This window comes from Rhodococcus sp. SB1D (genome assembly GCF_048573875.1).
Lineage (GTDB): Bacteria > Actinomycetota > Actinomycetes > Mycobacteriales > Mycobacteriaceae > Rhodococcus_F > Rhodococcus_F qingshengii.
This window is the reverse complement of the sequence record NZ_JBMAIQ010000008.1, coordinates 111,872-127,165: the sequence shown is the minus strand read 5'-3', so window position 1 is coordinate 127,165 and position 15,294 is coordinate 111,872. Positions and strand designations below refer to the sequence as shown.

The window sequence follows — 15,294 nt, the reverse complement described above, 5'->3', positions numbered from 1 at the left end:
CTCAGGCTAGGCGGGTGACGACGGTTTCGTGCGGTGACGCTCGGCGACGGAGTGCAGCAGTGTGGCGACGGCGTCGTGGAACTGCGTCAGGCCCGGCTCTTCGACGGGAAAGTGCCCGCACCCGTCCAGCATCACGAATTCGGTGGGTGCGTTGATGCGGCGGAGGAACTGCAGGCTCAGTTCGGGTGGCGTCCATCGGTCGTCGGCCGGGTGGGTGAGCAGAACGGGCGTCGTCCGAAATGCTTCGGGTGCGGTGTGCTCGAACGAGAAGTAGCTGCTGAGGAATCCGAGTGGCACCCGAACACCGCCACCGCGCGGATCGGTTGCGCACAGCGTTGCGAGCTCCCGATTGCTGCTCATGTTCGCCACGTCGGCGACCCAACGGATGGGCACGCGGATACGGCCCACCAGTCGTTCGGTGCGCCGCATCAGGGGAGCGCCGTAGACACCCATCGGGCCGAACCGCGCCGCGGCAGCTCTGGCCGATGGATCCGAGGGATCGAGCAGGCAGGTAGCGACGACGGCGTCGGCCAGACCGGTCCGCGCGGCTACCTCGTAGGCCAGCAGACCGCCGATGCTGGCTCCCAACAACACCAGCGGCCGATCGTCGGCTGCCTTCTCGGCCCGGACGAGATCGCAGAGGAGATCGACCCACTGCTCGTACCGGACGCCGGCGGGATCGGCTACGACGGTGTCGCCGTACAGCGGAAGGTCAGGGAAGAGGACTTCGGCTCCGAGTTTCACGCCGATCCCGGCGAACGGCCACAACGCGCCCGAGTAGCCGCCGGCGCCGTGGATGCCGAGAACACGAACCGGCGCGTCTGGAACCACGGCCCGTGCGACGTGGACGGTGTTGCCGTTCCACTCCCACCACGTCGGGGTCGGCGCCGGCATGTGGTCGGTGTACCGGTCGGGCATAAACTTCGAGTAATCGGCGCTGGTCACCTACACAATTCTCGGTATCGGCGTCGCGGCTGACAACTCGCATCGGAGGACCGTGTCGACTCGGCGGAAAAGGCCCTCCCAGCAGCGCTCGAGGGCTACCTACGACGCGATCCTGGAGGCAGCTACTCGCGTTTTCGCTTCGGAAGCCATGGCAGCGACCACCAACCGGATCGCTGACGAAGCAGGGGTGTCGGTGGGCTCGCTCTACCAGTATTTCGGCGACAAGTACGAGATCCTCTCGGAGTTGGCGAACCGTCACGTGAGTGCTGCGCGGGAGAGTTTTGCGCTCTGCCATGCCGACATCGTCGAGCGTGAGCTCACCCCGGACGAGGCCGTCCGGATGTTGGTGGAGTGCGCGGTCGAAGTGAACAGTAAGCCACGAGAGTTCTTTCACCTGCTCTACGATCAGGTTCCGCGTACGCGCGAGCTCATCGAGCAGGTCGAAAAAATGAATCGGCAACTGGTACTGGGTTTTTCGGAGTACTTGCAGAGCCGCGGTTTCAGTGCGGACGATGCGTTGCTGACGTCGCGGCTGACTGTGACTGCCGTGGACAGCCAGGTGCATCGGGTTGTGCTGGAATCGGATTCACCCGAAGAACTTCGAGTGCGAACGGAAGCCGTCGTACGGCACGCGAGATCGATGATCGGGTCGCAATCTTGATCCGGTGTGCGGAATGGTGACCACAGTCCGTTATGGTTCTGACGTCATCATCGAGGTAATGGGAAGTCGGTGCAATTCCGGCGCGGTCCCGCCACTGTGAGGTCGTCCCTGCGTCGACCGTAGCCAGATACCACCCTCGTTGACGTTGTGTCATGCCACGAGGATGGATCGGTCACACCATGAATGCTGTTGGCGGAGCTCTGTCTCCACCTACCCACCTGCTTTCGCCGAAGGCTGGTGCGCCGCGAGGACGGCTCAGTCCGGGTATCGTGCTGCCCGCTCTGCTGGTCGTCGCCGTGCTCTCTGCTGTGTGCGCGTTGGCATTCGGATCCGAGATGCTCCCCGTGTCCACTGTGGTGGACGTGGTGCACTCGCGCTTCGGAGGCCCACCCGTCACGCGTTCCGAACTTGCGATCGTGTGGGGGATCAGAGCACCTCGGGTACTGCTCGGTCTGGCCGTCGGCGCTGGTCTTGCCGTCGCCGGCGCGGTGGTGCAAACCCTCGTCCGTAACGCTCTTGCCGATCCCCACCTGCTGGGAGTGTCGTCCGGCGCGAGTGTCGGTGCCACCGCCGTCATCACCACCGGACTGTTCGCCGGCGCGGGAGTGTGGGCGCTCAGTTTCGGCGCGATGATCGGGGCGTTGGGAGCTGCGATTCTCGTCTTCACCATCGCGACGCTGCAAGGCGGTATCACTCCACTGCGATTGGTTCTGACCGGCACCGTTACCGCATCCGCCCTGTCGGCGATCGCGAGTTTTCTGGTGCTGCGTACCAATGATTCCCAGGCCGCGCAGTCCGTATTGTTCTGGCTCCTGGGAAGTTTGGCCGGGGCATCCTGGGACAAGTTGTGGGCGCCGGTCATCGTTGTGTTCCTGCTGACGGCAGCGGTGTTCGCCCTGCACGGTTGGCTGGATGCGCTGGCGGCCGGACCGGACGTCGCGGCTTCGCTCGGTATTCCCGTCCGAACCCTGCGAAACGTGCTGTTCGGCGTGCTGGCAGCGTTGGTCGGCACGATGGTTGCAGTGTCCGGCGCGATTGCCTTCGTAGGCTTGGTCATACCGCACGTCACACGCATGCTCGTCGGAGCCAGACATCGAGTGGTGTTACCGGCGGCAGCACTGATCGGCGCGTCCTTCCTGGTGTGGGTCGACGTCGTGGCGCGGACCTCGTTGCGGCCGACCGAGATCCCGCTGAGCGTGGTGACCGGGGTGATCGGGGCCCCGCTGTTTCTCCTGCTTCTCGGCCGTCGGCGCTACCGATTCGGTGGCAGTTCGTGAGCGCCCGAGCCCTGGCGCTGACCGCGTCCGGAGTAGTTGTCCGCATCGACCGTCGAACCATCGTCAAAGGCGTCGACATCGCGGCCGACGCCGGCGCAGTGGTCGGCGTGGTTGGTCCGAACGGCTCGGGCAAGTCGACGTTCTTGCGTGCTCTCGCCGGTCTCGGGCCGATCGCCGGCGGTGACATTCGTGTCGGCGGCGACTCCGTGCACGCGATGTCCGCGCGGTCGAGGGCCAAAGCCATTTCCTTTGTGGCGCAGGAAGAGCAGAGCCCCGCCGATTTGTTGGTTCACGAGTACGTGAGTCTGGGCCGCACACCACATGCAAAGCCCTGGAGCGTCGGTGGAAAGCACGAGAATGCCGTCGTCGATCGTGCTCTGGGCGAGGTCGGAATGATCGAGCACCGGTTCTCTTCGATGGACACGCTTTCCGGCGGTGAGCGTCGGCGGGTGTTTCTCGCCCGAGGTCTCGCGCAGGACGCCGGTGTGCTCATCCTCGACGAGCCGACCAATCATCTCGACATCCGGCATCAACTCGAACTGCTCGATCTGGTCCGGTCGTTGGACCGGACGGTGATCATGGCACTGCACGACCTCGATTTGGCTGCGGCAGTGTGCGATCGGGTGCTAGTGCTCGCGGATGGAGTGGCCAGGGCGTTCGGACATCCATCCGACGTACTCACCACCTCGGTGGTGGCAACTGTTTTCGGCGTCGAGACTTTCGAACTCGTGAACCCCGCGACAGGCCGTTCACACCTCGTATTCGAATCACGAAATTCTCAACCACAACAATCATTTTCGGAGAGTGCACTTTGATACAGGTCAAGACCCGCGCGTCGTTCGGTGCGGTTGTAGCCGCGACAGCGTTGTTGACAGTTGCCGGCTGCTCGGCAACTGCACCGGTGGACGAAGCTGCAGACAAGACTTCGGTGACATTGGAGAACTGCGGGACCGAAAGCACTTTCCAGCTTCCGATCGAGAACGTCGTTGCGACAAGCAATGCGGCCAATATCGGCACCATTCTTCGAGTCGGCGGTTTGGATCGTCTCGCGGCCGTCGTGTTGAACACGAACAACGACGCGGTCATGGAGTCGATGTTCGGCCCTGGAATTGCGGACGTCCCACACCTGGACGGAACGATCACGATGGAGACGATTCTGGGTAAGCAGGCGGACCTGGTGGTCGGCTCCTACAGCGGCTTGTTCAAGGGCGCCTCCGGTGTGACGCCGGAATCGCTGCAGAGCAACAACATCGATGCATATGTGATCTCCGATAGTTGTCGGCAGAGTGCCGCAGCGGATTCCGCGCTCGGCACGATGGGTCCGTGGGATGCCCTTCGTGCGGACGTGACCAATTACGGAAAGCTGTTCGGAACCGAGGACATCGCCGCCGAGGCATTGACCGAATTGGATTCACGTTCGGCACGTCTGGAGTCCGCGCCAGATGCCGCCGACAAGCCGAAGGTTTTGATCTACGACAGCGGTGAAGAAGATCTGTACACCAGCGGAGGCAACGGAGCCCCCAACGGAATCATCGACGTCGCCGGGGGAACCAACGTGTTCGCCGACGTCGACAACACCTGGTTCAAAGCGAGCTGGGAGACCGTCGCGAAGGCAGAACCCGACGTCATCGTGATCATGGACTACAAGAAGAGTGCCGACGAAGTGCAGGGCAAGATCGACGCGATCAAGAGCCGAGAAGGCCTGCGTGACCTCGACGCAGTCAAGCAGAACCGTTTCGTCGTACTCCCGCTCGCCATGTTCACCAGCGGGTTCCCCAATATCTACGGCGCGGAACAGTTGCGCGCGAAGATCGAAGAGTTCGGACTCGCTCCGTCGAGCGGGATCGACTGGACAACCGCGCCGTCGGCATGAGCAACAACCGGTGCTCGCGTCGGGTGATTGTCGTACTGCGGCCGACCGTCAGCGGCCTCGACGAGTCGGCCGCGCGACGGATGTTCGACGCTGTTCAGGCGGGCACCGACGCCGACGTTCGCGTTGCGTACCTCGATGTCGCTTCGCCGAGCCTTCACGAGGAACTCGATCGAGCCCATGTCGATGACGTCGACAAGGTCGTGTTGATTCCAGTTGCGGTGCCGAGGGATCGGTACCTGCTCACGTGGACCAGCAAGGCGGTTGCGAACTGGCGCGAAACCCGGATCGACGCCGAACTGGAAGTGACGCTCCATGAAACGGAAACGCTCGAAGGTGCGGTGGCCGGGCAGGTGATCGACGAACTCGACTCGGCGGGAAAGCCGATCACCGCGAGTCCGGCGTCGTATCGCAGTCCGGCGTGGTCCGTGATCGAGCAGCACGATAGGCATCTGTTGGTGTGCAAGGGCCCTCGCTGTATGGCGTACGGAGCAGGACCGTTGCACCGGGCGATGAGCGCGGCGGCCAAAGGCACTTCGGCAAAGGTGACCGGAACCGGTTGTCTGAGCCCGTGCAACCTGGGGCCGTTGGTGATCGCGAACCCCGGCGGTACCTGGTTCGGGCACGTGGACGCCGGTGACGCTGAAGCATTGGTCGCAGGTCAGGAGAATCAATTGGAGGATCACGTTCTGGACCGGTAGATACAGGTCGGCGAAACAGAGAACCCGCTGAGCGCGAAGTGCGCTCAGCGGGTTCTGTCCATCAGTGAGACGGTCAATTCGATTCAAGTGGTCGAATATTTCTTGCGGACCCGGTCAGCCTGAATTGATTTCTCTTGAATGCAACCAGGACCCTGTGGCGATTGTCCGTCAATCAGACGACTGCCATGAGTATCGAGATTGGGTAGAAATATTCAGACCAATGCGAATTCGAGGAGTGAACCATGGGATACGACAATAGGTGCCGGGATTGCCAGCACGGCAAATGTTCGGTCTGCAACGGGGAGGGGAAGGTGTGGGGAACCTTTGGAAATTGCACGAGGTGCCACGGGCAAGGCGGTAGCCCATGCGCGCAGCACCGATGAGTCAATGCTGCTCAGGCTAGCGCAGTAGGTTCGGTGAACGTCGATGTCAACGCTATGAGAGTTGGCTGCCGAATGCCTGAATCCGGCGAAAAATATTCGTTATCAATCGGTCGAGAGGATATTCAATGGACATGGTAGTAGTCGGATTCATTGCATTCATCTCCTATGCTGTAATCGGTCGGGCAATAGGGACGTCTTACTGGAGAAGGAAACACGGAGTGTATCGCTCCTTTTTCTCGACAGAGGCGATATTTACAGGAATGTTCGGATTTCTAGCAGTTGGTCTCACGTGGCCCGTTTCCATATTCATCCCTGCAGTTCGAGCGCCCGAGCTTTGCACGCACGGCAGTCATATCCTGGAACGGGATTCTGCGCGTCGCGAGTATGAGCAGGTGGAGGATGCGCTTCGTCGGGAGCGTGGACTGGCCTGAATGGTGCCTCGATTACGTTTGAAGCCCGCCGATTGACCAATCGGCGGGCTTCAAACATTCATGTCTCAGGAACCGAAGGGAAGGGTTCCCGGCGGGATCTGGTATCCACTGCTGCCGACGGAGGCGCTGCCCCAGAGTGCGAGGAAAGCGTTGATGGCGTTGGTGAGCATATGAATGTCCTTTGTGAGATGACTGATTCGTTTTCGACGGTACCGGGTGGATCTGTGGATTCGCTGGGAGTTGGCACCCATTTCATGGGGCTGGCACCCGTTCCGGCAGGTCGGAACGGGTGCCAACTGTCAGCAAAGGGTGCCAACTCCCGGGTGGGTCAGCCCACGTAGCCGGGCGGCATGAGTACGGACTTGGTCTCGCAGAAGGCTTCGAGGCCCTCAGGTCCGTTCTCGCGACCGATACCGGAGTTCTTGTAACCACCGAACGGTGATCCGGGATCGAAGGCGTACCAGTTGATCGCGTAGGTACCCGTGCGGATCTGCGCGGCAACTTCGAGTCCGTGATCGATGTCGGTGGTCCACACCGATCCGGCGAGGCCGTAATCCGAATCGTTGGCGATCTTGATGGCCTCGTCCTCGGAGTCGTACGGGATCACCGAGAGAACGGGTCCGAAGATCTCCTCGCGTGCGATGGTCATCGAGTTGTCCACGTCGGCGAAGATGGTCGGCTCGACGTACCAGCCCTTGTCCAGGCCGGCGGGACGTCCACCACCGAGTACGACGCGCGCGCCTTCTTCCTTGCCCTTGGCGATATAGCCCTCGACGCGCTCGCGCTGCTTCTCGGAGATCAGCGGGCCGAGTTGTGCTGCGGGATCGGACGGATCGCCGACGGTCATGAAGCCTGCGGCGGTCTTCATTCCCTCGATGACCTCGTCGTAACGCGAACGGGGAGCGAGGATTCGGGTCTGAGCGACACAGGCCTGACCGGTGTTCATCAGGCCGGACATGACGAGCATCGGCATTCCGGCGGCGATGTCGGCGTCCTCGAGGATGATCGCGGCGGACTTGCCACCCAGTTCGAGGGAGCAGCGCTTGAGGTTCTGTGCGGCGATGGCACCGATCTTGCGGCCGACGGCACTGGATCCGGTGAACGTGATCTTGTCGATGCCCGCATGAGAGACCAGATATTCGCCGGTCTCGGCTCCGCCGGGGAGCACGGAGATGACGCCTTCGGGAACACCTGCCTCGGTGAAGATCTCGGCGATCACGTGGACAGAGAGAGGGGATTCGGGTGCGGGCTTGAGCAGTACGGTGCAGCCGGCGAGCAGTGCGGGGGCCAGCTTGTTGATCGCCAGGAACAGCGGGACGTTCCAGGCCAGCACGGCGGCGACGACGCCGACGGGCTCACGGGTCACCTTGGTCTGCCCGAATGCGCCGGTGCGCTTCTCTTCCCACGCGAACTTGTCGGCCAGCTCGGCGTAGTAGCCCAGCGTCGCCATCGACGGGGTCTGCTGCATCATGCCGACCATGGCGGGCGGCTGGCCCATCTCGTTGGAGATGAGCTGGTTGATCTCCGCGCTGCGCTCTTCGATCAGCTTGGCGGCCTTGGCGAGGATCGCGCCGCGCTCGGCGGGGGTGGTGCGTGACCACGGTCCCTCGAACGCCGCGCGGGCTGCGGACACGGCCGCGTCGATGTCTGCCGGTGCTGCGATGGGACAGCTGCCGACGCGCTCCTCCGTTGCGGGAGAGAACACTTCGAGTACCTGGTCGGTGGCCGGGGCCACCCATGCTCCACCGATGTAGAGCTTGTCGTAGTCAGTCATCAATTCATTCCTCGGTGTTGTCGGTCGCCGCGAGGGCATACGCGTCGTCTGCCTGTGCGGTGTCGGTGAAACTGGTGAATCCGTATTTCTCGTGCGGTCCGATGGCGGCTACCTCGAAAAGACCGGTGCCGGTGTTGGTGTTCGTGCCTTCGGTGAGCGTGAAGGACGCGAGGTTGTCGACGGGGGAGAACATGCGTTGGAACGGTTCGATCTCGTGGACCTTGTGGCGGAGCCCTTGTACGACGAGTTCGCCCTGCCACATTCCGTGACGCCAGTCCTGTTCGAGCCCGTAGCCGGTGCCGATTCCGATGTAGTTGGCCAGCAGCAGTTCGCAGGCGACGGTGAGGACTTCACCGCCTGGCCGGTGGAAGGTGATGGTCGCTCCGGTGACGTCGCGGGTGTCGGGGCAGAACGTCAGTTCGTGTTCGGGTCGGCCGAGCCATTCGTTGTCCCTGGCTTCGTCCGGCCACACTCGCATGGCTTCTTCGACGATGCGCCTGCCTTGCTCGTCTTCCTGCATGATCACCGAGATCGTGAACTCGTCGAACTGCATGACCGCGTAGATCCAGAAGAAGTTCTGGATTCCGTCGACGGCGCGTCTGCCTTGCGGTTCGGCTTCACCGACCGGACGCACACCCCACGAGCGGTCGCGGTTACCTCGCCACGTCTTCGGGTCGATCGCGAAGTCCTCCCCGTCGACGGTGAGCGATCCGGTCCACGTGCCGGTCTGCAGGAAGCGTGAGGTGTCGAACGTGACTCGTTCGAGTTGACGGCGAAAGTGCTTGGGCTCGAGCGCCGCGGGGATGGTGGCATCGAAGGTGATGTCGAAGGAGAGATCGTATTCGCTGCCCGGTTCGAGGACGACGCGGAGCTTCTGCAGCCCTTCGAGCACTTCGATGCGCAAAGGCCCGACGGTGGTGTCGGTGCGGTCGGCGCCCAGAGCCTTCGACATACGAGCAACGATGTGGTCGTCACCGCGGCGCAGTACCGCGAAGGCGTCCATGACGCCGAGGTTGGGGTACTGGCCGAGTCCGACGATGAGGAACACGTCGGGGGATTCGGTGGGGTAGCAGTTGAAGTAGTAGCGGTCGTAGAAGTTTCGATCCGAGGTGGCTACGTGACGGATCGGTTCGGCGATCTGGTGAACGGGATAGTCGTCCATCGGTGAGAGCATGTCAGGCCAACCTCTCCCAGTAGGTACCGTCGAGCATCGCGGCCAGCGAAGCGCGGTGCATGATCATGTCGTCGGGGTCTTCGGGTCGCTGTGACTGGCCGAAAGCTATGGCGCGAGCCTGGATTCGCCACATGATGACCGCCTGACGCAGTGCGGCATAGGTAACGTAGAACTCCAGATCGTGTGGGGTGTGGCCGGTGATCTCGGCGTAGGTCTGCGCGAGATCCGGCAGTCGAAGGAAGTCGGGAAGACCGGGTAGGTTCGCCAGTCCGGCGATGTCCTCGAAGAACCTGTGCAGGAATGCCATCCAGCCCAGATCCATCTCCCGCGGGCCGAGAGTTGCCATTTCCCAGTCCAGTACGGCTACCGGCGCGAAGTCCTGGTACATGACGTTGCCGATGCGCGAGTCGCCCCAACAGAGCACTGCCGGCGAATCGTCCGCGGGATTGTTCTCCTCGATCCAGTCGAGGGCACGTTCGATGAGCGGTGATCTGATCCCGTCGGAGACCACCCACTCGTAGTACGCGCGCTGCTCGGCGATGTGCGCCGTGAATGCTTCTCGTGCAGTCGTTCCCGAATTCGGGAGTCGGAGGAAGTCGAAACGCTCACCAGGTTTGTCGATGGCATGCAACTGAGCCAGGACGTCGACCGAGCTGCGCTGCAGGGTCTTTCGCTGCTCGGGTGACGCTTCGGTGACCCACGATCCGAAGTTGTACGGCATGACGTCCGGTGGCACGTCGCCGGAGATGCGTTCCATCACGAAGAACGGCGCACCCAACGCGTCCGGGTCGGATTCTGACCAGTACACCGCGGGTACGGGCACTGCCGAGTGCTCGCGCACCTGAGCCATGGTGCGGAACTGGGATTCGAGGTCGTAGGCAGGAAAGACCGGCATGGTCGATTCCGTCGGCGCCACCCGAGCGACCAAGGGATGATGTTCGCCGTCCCAGGTGGCGTCGAAGAGGATGGTTTCGCTGGACATGCCGTTGGCTGCGGGCAAGGTGACGTCGGCGACGGTCACAGTGGATCCGCTCGGCACCTTGCCGGCCATCCACCGTTCCAGGCGCTCACGGAGGTCTTCGGTGTCGCGGAGGGAATCGCTTGGTCGGGCGACCTGGGCGTGATGCTCGGTTTCATCGGTCGAAGAAGCAGTCGAGGCAACGTCAGATGAGGAAGCGTCTGGGCTCACGGTCACCTCCTTCCCGTAGGCGTCACGTGCAATGCCCGTAACGGTGTGAGTCAGAACACTAAAACACGTTACAGAAATTGGGAACAGGTGGCACCCGTTTAGTGGGACTCCCTGCGGATTTATCGAGGAAGAACGCGTGTCAGATAACGGCGGTGAGCGCGAGCAAGCCCGCACCGGTCAGAGTTCCGGCGCCACCCAGCTCGGCGGGAACGATCCGGAGCCCGGCGATGAACGACAAACGGGCATGTCGGGCAGCCGCGTCGAGCATCGGTTCCCACAGCGGTGCACCCGACTGGGCGAAACCGCCGCCGATCACCGCGAGGTCCATGTCCAGGAGGGCAGCCGCCGAGGCGATGGCACCACCGAGCGCCGTGCCTGCACGGTGAAGCGCGTCCACGGCGATCGCGTCGCCGCTGCGTGCACCCTCGGCTAGTTCACGGCCGGTGTTCCCCGACCAGCCCTGGCTACGAGCCCATCGCACCGCGGACGGTCCACTTGCCACCGTCTCGAGGCAGCCGACGCCCCCGCAGCTGCACGGTTCGGCAGATCCTGGAACGACGAGGTGGCCGATGTGACCGGCGTTCCCCGTGCGACCCCGAGCAATCTCACCGCCGAGAACGATTCCTCCGCCGATTCCCGTCGAGACGACCAGGCTCAGGAGGTTCGGGGTTCCGCGTCCGGCGCCGTGGTGGAACTCCGCCAATGCCGCTGCGGCTCCGTCCATTGCGAGGGCGGTTCCGGCATCGGGAAAGACGCTGCGGACGCCCGCTACGAGCTCGAATCCTTGTGCCCACTCGGTGATGTTGATGGGAGCGACGACGCCGGCGACGGTGTCCACCGGCCCGGCGCACGCGATGCCGACACCGTCGACCTCTCGGCCGTCTGCGACTCGTTCGAGCAGCGCCGCACAGGATCCCCACGGGTCGGTCTGCGGCGTCGGAACGCTGTCGAACACGGGAACGCGGCCGTCCTCGGACACGACCCCGGCAGCCATCTTGGTACCACCGATGTCGACTGCGAGGCGCATGTCGCTATCGCTTTTCGAGAACCACGACGAGGTTGCTCACCAGGAACTCCCGCAGACCGGGGACTCGGACCATCCACCACGCCCACGACGGGTGGTAGCGCGGGATCGCGGCGAGCAACGTGCCCTGGCTGGTTCCACGGGCCCAGCGTAAGCCGTCCGTGGCGCCGACTTTGAACAACGACACCCCGAATCTGTTCTTCGGTTCGCGTCCGGTCTTGCGTAGGTACCGCTTGGCTGCGTACTCGCCACCCAGCGCGTGCCACGGTCCGGTTTCGTGGCCGCCGAACGGACCCCACCACAGGGTGTACGAGAGAACCATCAAGCCGCCGGGCTTGGTCACGCGCAGCATTTCCTCGGCCATCAGCCAGGGCTCGCTGACGTGTTCGGCCACGTTGGAGGAGAAGCAGATGTCCACGGACGAGTCCAGGAACGGCAGTGCCAAACCGGATCCGCGCACCGCGCCGCCCACCGTCAGACCTGCTGCGTGCATCTCCGACGGATCGGGTTCGACGGGAATGTAGCGGGCACCTGCGGCCTGGAAGACCTCCGCGAAATAGCCCGGACCGCCGCCGACGTCGAGGACAGTGAGACCGTCGAGGGATCGTCCGGTGTGACCTTCGTGCAGGTCCGAGATCAATTCGACGGAGTCGCGCGCAAGCGCGCCGTAGAAGATGTCGGGCGCGGACTGCTCGTGGCGGAAGTCGCTGAGCAGGCCGAACGAGCGTTTCAGGGTTGCCCGTCGGCCGAAAATGCGGGTCACTGCGGGCTTGGTCACGGGTAGCAACTTTAGCCACTGGGTCGCCCGGTCCACGAACACCGTCAGGAGCGCGGCAATACGGACGCTCGAACAGTTAGGGTGTTCGGCAGGGTTACCGGCCGGTCAGGCGGGGCATCCCGCAGGATCGCCCGAACCGGGGTGGCCACCGACCAACTCAGGGAGTAACGCACGTGCGCGAGGTTCTGTTGCTCTGCTGGCGCGATACCGGGCATCCCCAGGGCGGTGGAAGCGAGCGTTACCTCGAGCAGGTCGGATCCCAGTTGGCCGAGCGCGGTATCAAGGTGACGCTGCGGACGGCGTCGTATCCCGGGGCGCCCTCGTCGGAGGTTCGAGACGGCATCACCATCAGCCGGGCCGGTGGACGTTTCAGCGTGTACCCCAGCGCTCTGGCCGCCATTGCCGCCGGACGTCTGGGTTTCGGATCACTCAAGGGCATTCGCCCCGACGCGGTGATCGACACCCAGAACGGCATCCCTTTCTTCTCGAAGACCGTGGCGGGTGCACCGGTCACGCTTTTGGTCCATCACTGCCATCGCGAACAGTGGCCGGTGGCAGGCAAGCTCGTCGGCCGGATCGGCTGGTGGGTCGAATCGCGATTGTCACCGCGCACCCATCGACGTAGTCAGTATCTGACGGTGTCGCTTCCCTCAGCGGAAGAATTGGTGGACCTCGGTGTCGAGCGCGAACGAATTGCCGTGGTGCGTAACGGTGCCGATCGGCTCCCCGTCGGCGTCGACGCGGGCGGATCGATCACCAGGGCCGAGCGTCCCACCATCTCGGTTCTCTCACGGCTGGTGCCGCACAAGCAGATCGAGGACGCACTCGAAGCGGTCGCAGCCCTGCGGCCGACGCTTCCGGACATCCATCTCGACGTCATCGGTGGTGGTTGGTGGGAGCAGAACCTGCGCGATCGCGCCGCCGAGTTGGGGATCGGTGACGCCGTCTCGTTCTACGGCCACGTCGACGAGGCTCGTAAACACGAACTGCTGGCGCAGTCGTGGATCCACCTCATGCCTTCGCGGAAGGAAGGGTGGGGCCTGGCGGTCATCGAGGCTGCGCAGCACGGTGTTCCGACGATCGGTTACCGCAGTTCCAAGGGCTTGACCGATTCGATCGTCGACGGAGTGACCGGGCTGTTGGTCGGCGGTGAGCACGCCGGCGACGGCGACATCGCTGATCTGACGCAGGCGGCAGGCACCCTGCTCCGCGACCACGAACTCCGCACGGTGCTCGGTGAGAAAGCTCGGGTGTGGTCGGGCGAGTTCTCCTGGGAGCAGACCGGCACCGGAGTGCTCGAGGTGCTGACCGCGCACAAGGACGGTCGGTGGGTCTCAGGACTGGCCGCGCCTCGCGAGTCGAATTCGGTTCTGGTTCAGTCCGACTGAGATCAGCGCGATCACGCCCATCAGTATCCAGGCGAGATGCGCAACTATGACGGCCGTTCGGGCGCCGGTCGAGGCTTCGTGCGCGGCAACATCTCCCGGTACCCGGTAGAGCTCGAGATCGTTGTCGGCAAAGACCTGTTCCAAGCCGTCGAGCGTGGTTGCCGAGTTGCCGAGCTGGCCTGGTGTCTCACGCTCGATCAGTACCCATCCGACTCCGAGATCGGCCAACTGCGTAGGACTCCCGCCGGCAAGCAGCACATCCTCGACCTGGGTGGCCCGGGTTCCTTCACCGCCGACAGCACCACCGGCAACCACCAGTTGGCCGGTCTGCAGCACGTCGAGGGGCAGGAAGCGTGGTGCGGGGTCGAGTACCGGCGCATCACCGCTGTAGGGGAACGCGCGGAACATTCCGGCGGGAAGCACTGCAACGTCACCGGTTTCGTCTCGCAGTTGCTCGGTCACCACGGTCCGGGAACCGGGGTAGTGCACGGGCTTCAACGCGCCGCCGACACCCCACACCAGATCCGGCAGTGCCACGATCGTCACCACGACGGCGGCGACCGAGAATGCCGGGCGGGGGAGGGAGAACCGATTGCCTGCCCACATCACCGCGGCGGCCGCAGCAAGTGCGTAGAACGGGACGGCCAGCGCGACCCACTTCTGCGCGTCACGCAGTAGACCGGCGCCGGTGAACACCTCGACCGACCATCGGCCGGCGTCGAGACCCCACGGGGTAGCGCCCATGGTCGGACCCAGCACCGCGAACAGGGCCAGCAGTCCGAGTCCACTGACAACAGGATTCCGGCGTCGGCGCCACAGAGCGGGCATACCGGCGAACACCACGACAAGCAGAAGAACTGTTCCCACCAATGCGAAGAGTGTTGTGCGCGTGGACGGTACCGCTGCCGAGTTCCAGATACCGCCGAGACCGGCGAGGCTGCCGAGCGTCGCGAGTCCCGGTTCTGCTCGGGCGGCAAAGGCGGCGACTCCCGCCGGATCGGAACCGTCGCCTGCTGCTCCGGATACGAAGGTGGCGACCAACCACGGCGAGGCGGCGACGAGGAACAGCCCGATAGCGCCGCAGACACGCCGCATGGCCGAGGTTCGGCCTCCGGGGGTGGCAACTACCACCAGTGCGGCCGTCAGAGCGAGTAGAGCGCCGGTAGGTGTCAGGCCCGCGAATGCCAGTGACGCGGCCAACGCCCACCAGGACCCGGGCGTGGCTCGGCGAACTCCGATTCCGGCACACACGATCCACGGCAGTGCGGCATAACCGGTCAGCAGGCTCCAATGTCCTTGCAACAGGCGCTCGGCCACGTAGGGGTTCCAGAGCATCACCGTCGACGCGACCAGTTGTGGACCGAGACCGGCCGTCGGCAGCAGGACGGCGACCATGCGCGCCGCACCCCAACCGGCGAGCCAGAGCGCCACGAGCAGGATGAACTTGACCACCAGTCCGCCGTCGATCACGGTGCTCAACGCTGCGATCAGCGCGTCCTGGGGAACGGCGCGGGCTGCGGCGTCGGTGAGTCCGAGGGCGGAGTCGGTCAAGTACGAGCGCGGCGTGCTGACGGCGTCGCGCAGCAGGAGGTAGCCGGGGCCGAGCAGCGGTCCGAGGATCAACAGTGCCAGCGCCAGGCTGTACGCCGCAGGCAGGTAACGGCGGTATCCGGCTTGCACTGTCATGACGCGCACGATA

13 protein-coding genes and 1 riboswitch are annotated in these 15,294 nt (G+C 63.9%); of the genes, 6 read left to right on the top strand and 7 right to left on the bottom strand.

The features are described from left to right. Nucleotides 1–6: 6 nt before the first annotated feature. Nucleotides 7–945: an alpha/beta hydrolase gene (locus ACN50D_RS18885; protein ID WP_007734503.1), complete on the bottom strand. Its 939-nt coding sequence runs from the start codon at nt 943–945 to the stop codon at nt 7–9. Between the two features lie 52 nt (nt 946–997). Here ACN50D_RS18885 and ACN50D_RS18880 point away from each other — a divergent pair, with 52 nt between their 5' ends. The 5 genes from ACN50D_RS18880 to ACN50D_RS18860 all read left to right on the top strand — a co-directional run bounded on the left by ACN50D_RS18880 (nt 998) and on the right by ACN50D_RS18860 (nt 5,454). Then, the gene (locus tag ACN50D_RS18880; RefSeq protein ID WP_073511967.1) at nt 998–1,606 is read left to right on the top strand and encodes a TetR/AcrR family transcriptional regulator; all 609 of its coding nucleotides are present in this window, start codon (nt 998–1,000) and stop codon (nt 1,604–1,606) included. A gap of 16 nt (nt 1,607–1,622) precedes the next feature. Then, nucleotides 1,623–1,760: riboswitch (cobalamin riboswitch) on the top strand. Between the two features lie 115 nt (nt 1,761–1,875). After that, on the top strand, nt 1,876–2,883 hold the full coding sequence (locus ACN50D_RS18875) for a FecCD family ABC transporter permease (RefSeq protein ID WP_075832326.1): 1,008 nt from the start codon (nt 1,876–1,878) through the stop codon (nt 2,881–2,883). Next, nucleotides 2,880–3,698 carry an ABC transporter ATP-binding protein gene (locus ACN50D_RS18870; protein WP_070162149.1) on the top strand — a complete coding sequence of 273 codons (819 nt, stop codon included), beginning with the start codon at nt 2,880–2,882 and terminating at the stop codon, nt 3,696–3,698. Before ACN50D_RS18875 ends, ACN50D_RS18870 begins: the two co-directional genes overlap by 4 nt. Next, complete coding sequence (locus ACN50D_RS18865; protein WP_211921558.1) at nt 3,695–4,756, top strand: ABC transporter substrate-binding protein; 1,062 nt, start codon at nt 3,695–3,697, stop codon at nt 4,754–4,756. Before ACN50D_RS18870 ends, ACN50D_RS18865 begins: the two co-directional genes overlap by 4 nt. Next, a complete protein-coding gene (locus ACN50D_RS18860; protein WP_211921560.1) occupies nt 4,753–5,454 on the top strand; it encodes a (2Fe-2S) ferredoxin domain-containing protein in 702 nt (233 codons plus the stop codon). The genes ACN50D_RS18865 and ACN50D_RS18860 overlap by 4 nt, the downstream gene beginning before the upstream one ends. A 1,142-nt stretch (nt 5,455–6,596) precedes the next feature. Here ACN50D_RS18860 and ACN50D_RS18855 read toward each other — a convergent pair. The 5 genes from ACN50D_RS18855 to ACN50D_RS18835 all read right to left on the bottom strand — a co-directional run bounded on the left by ACN50D_RS18855 (nt 6,597) and on the right by ACN50D_RS18835 (nt 12,207). After that, on the bottom strand, nt 6,597–8,042 hold the full coding sequence (locus tag ACN50D_RS18855) for an aldehyde dehydrogenase (protein WP_003945530.1): 1,446 nt from the start codon (nt 8,040–8,042) through the stop codon (nt 6,597–6,599). Between the two features lie 4 nt (nt 8,043–8,046). After that, nucleotides 8,047–9,216: a hypothetical protein gene (locus ACN50D_RS18850; protein WP_042452600.1), complete on the bottom strand. Its 1,170-nt coding sequence runs from the start codon at nt 9,214–9,216 to the stop codon at nt 8,047–8,049. 1 nt (nt 9,217) lies between these two features. Continuing rightward, the gene (locus ACN50D_RS18845) at nt 9,218–10,405 is read right to left on the bottom strand and encodes a phosphotransferase family protein (protein ID WP_007734522.1); all 1,188 of its coding nucleotides are present in this window, start codon (nt 10,403–10,405) and stop codon (nt 9,218–9,220) included. Between the two features lie 139 nt (nt 10,406–10,544). Beyond that, on the bottom strand, nt 10,545–11,432 hold the full coding sequence (locus tag ACN50D_RS18840; RefSeq protein WP_211921562.1) for an ROK family protein: 888 nt from the start codon (nt 11,430–11,432) through the stop codon (nt 10,545–10,547). 4 nt (nt 11,433–11,436) lie between these two features. Beyond that, nucleotides 11,437–12,207, bottom strand: a complete 771-nt coding sequence (locus ACN50D_RS18835; RefSeq protein WP_003945692.1) for a class I SAM-dependent methyltransferase — start codon at nt 12,205–12,207, stop codon at nt 11,437–11,439. Nucleotides 12,208–12,380: 173 nt separating this feature from the next. Here ACN50D_RS18835 and ACN50D_RS18830 point away from each other — a divergent pair, with 173 nt between their 5' ends. Further along, on the top strand, nt 12,381–13,595 hold the full coding sequence (locus tag ACN50D_RS18830; RefSeq protein ID WP_211921564.1) for a glycosyltransferase family 4 protein: 1,215 nt from the start codon (nt 12,381–12,383) through the stop codon (nt 13,593–13,595). Here ACN50D_RS18830 and ACN50D_RS18825 read toward each other — a convergent pair. Beyond that, on the bottom strand, nt 13,542–15,281 hold the full coding sequence (locus ACN50D_RS18825) for a hypothetical protein (protein WP_211921566.1): 1,740 nt from the start codon (nt 15,279–15,281) through the stop codon (nt 13,542–13,544). The two genes, ACN50D_RS18830 and ACN50D_RS18825, sit on opposite strands and share 54 nt — an antisense overlap. Nucleotides 15,282–15,294 lie beyond the last annotated feature (13 nt).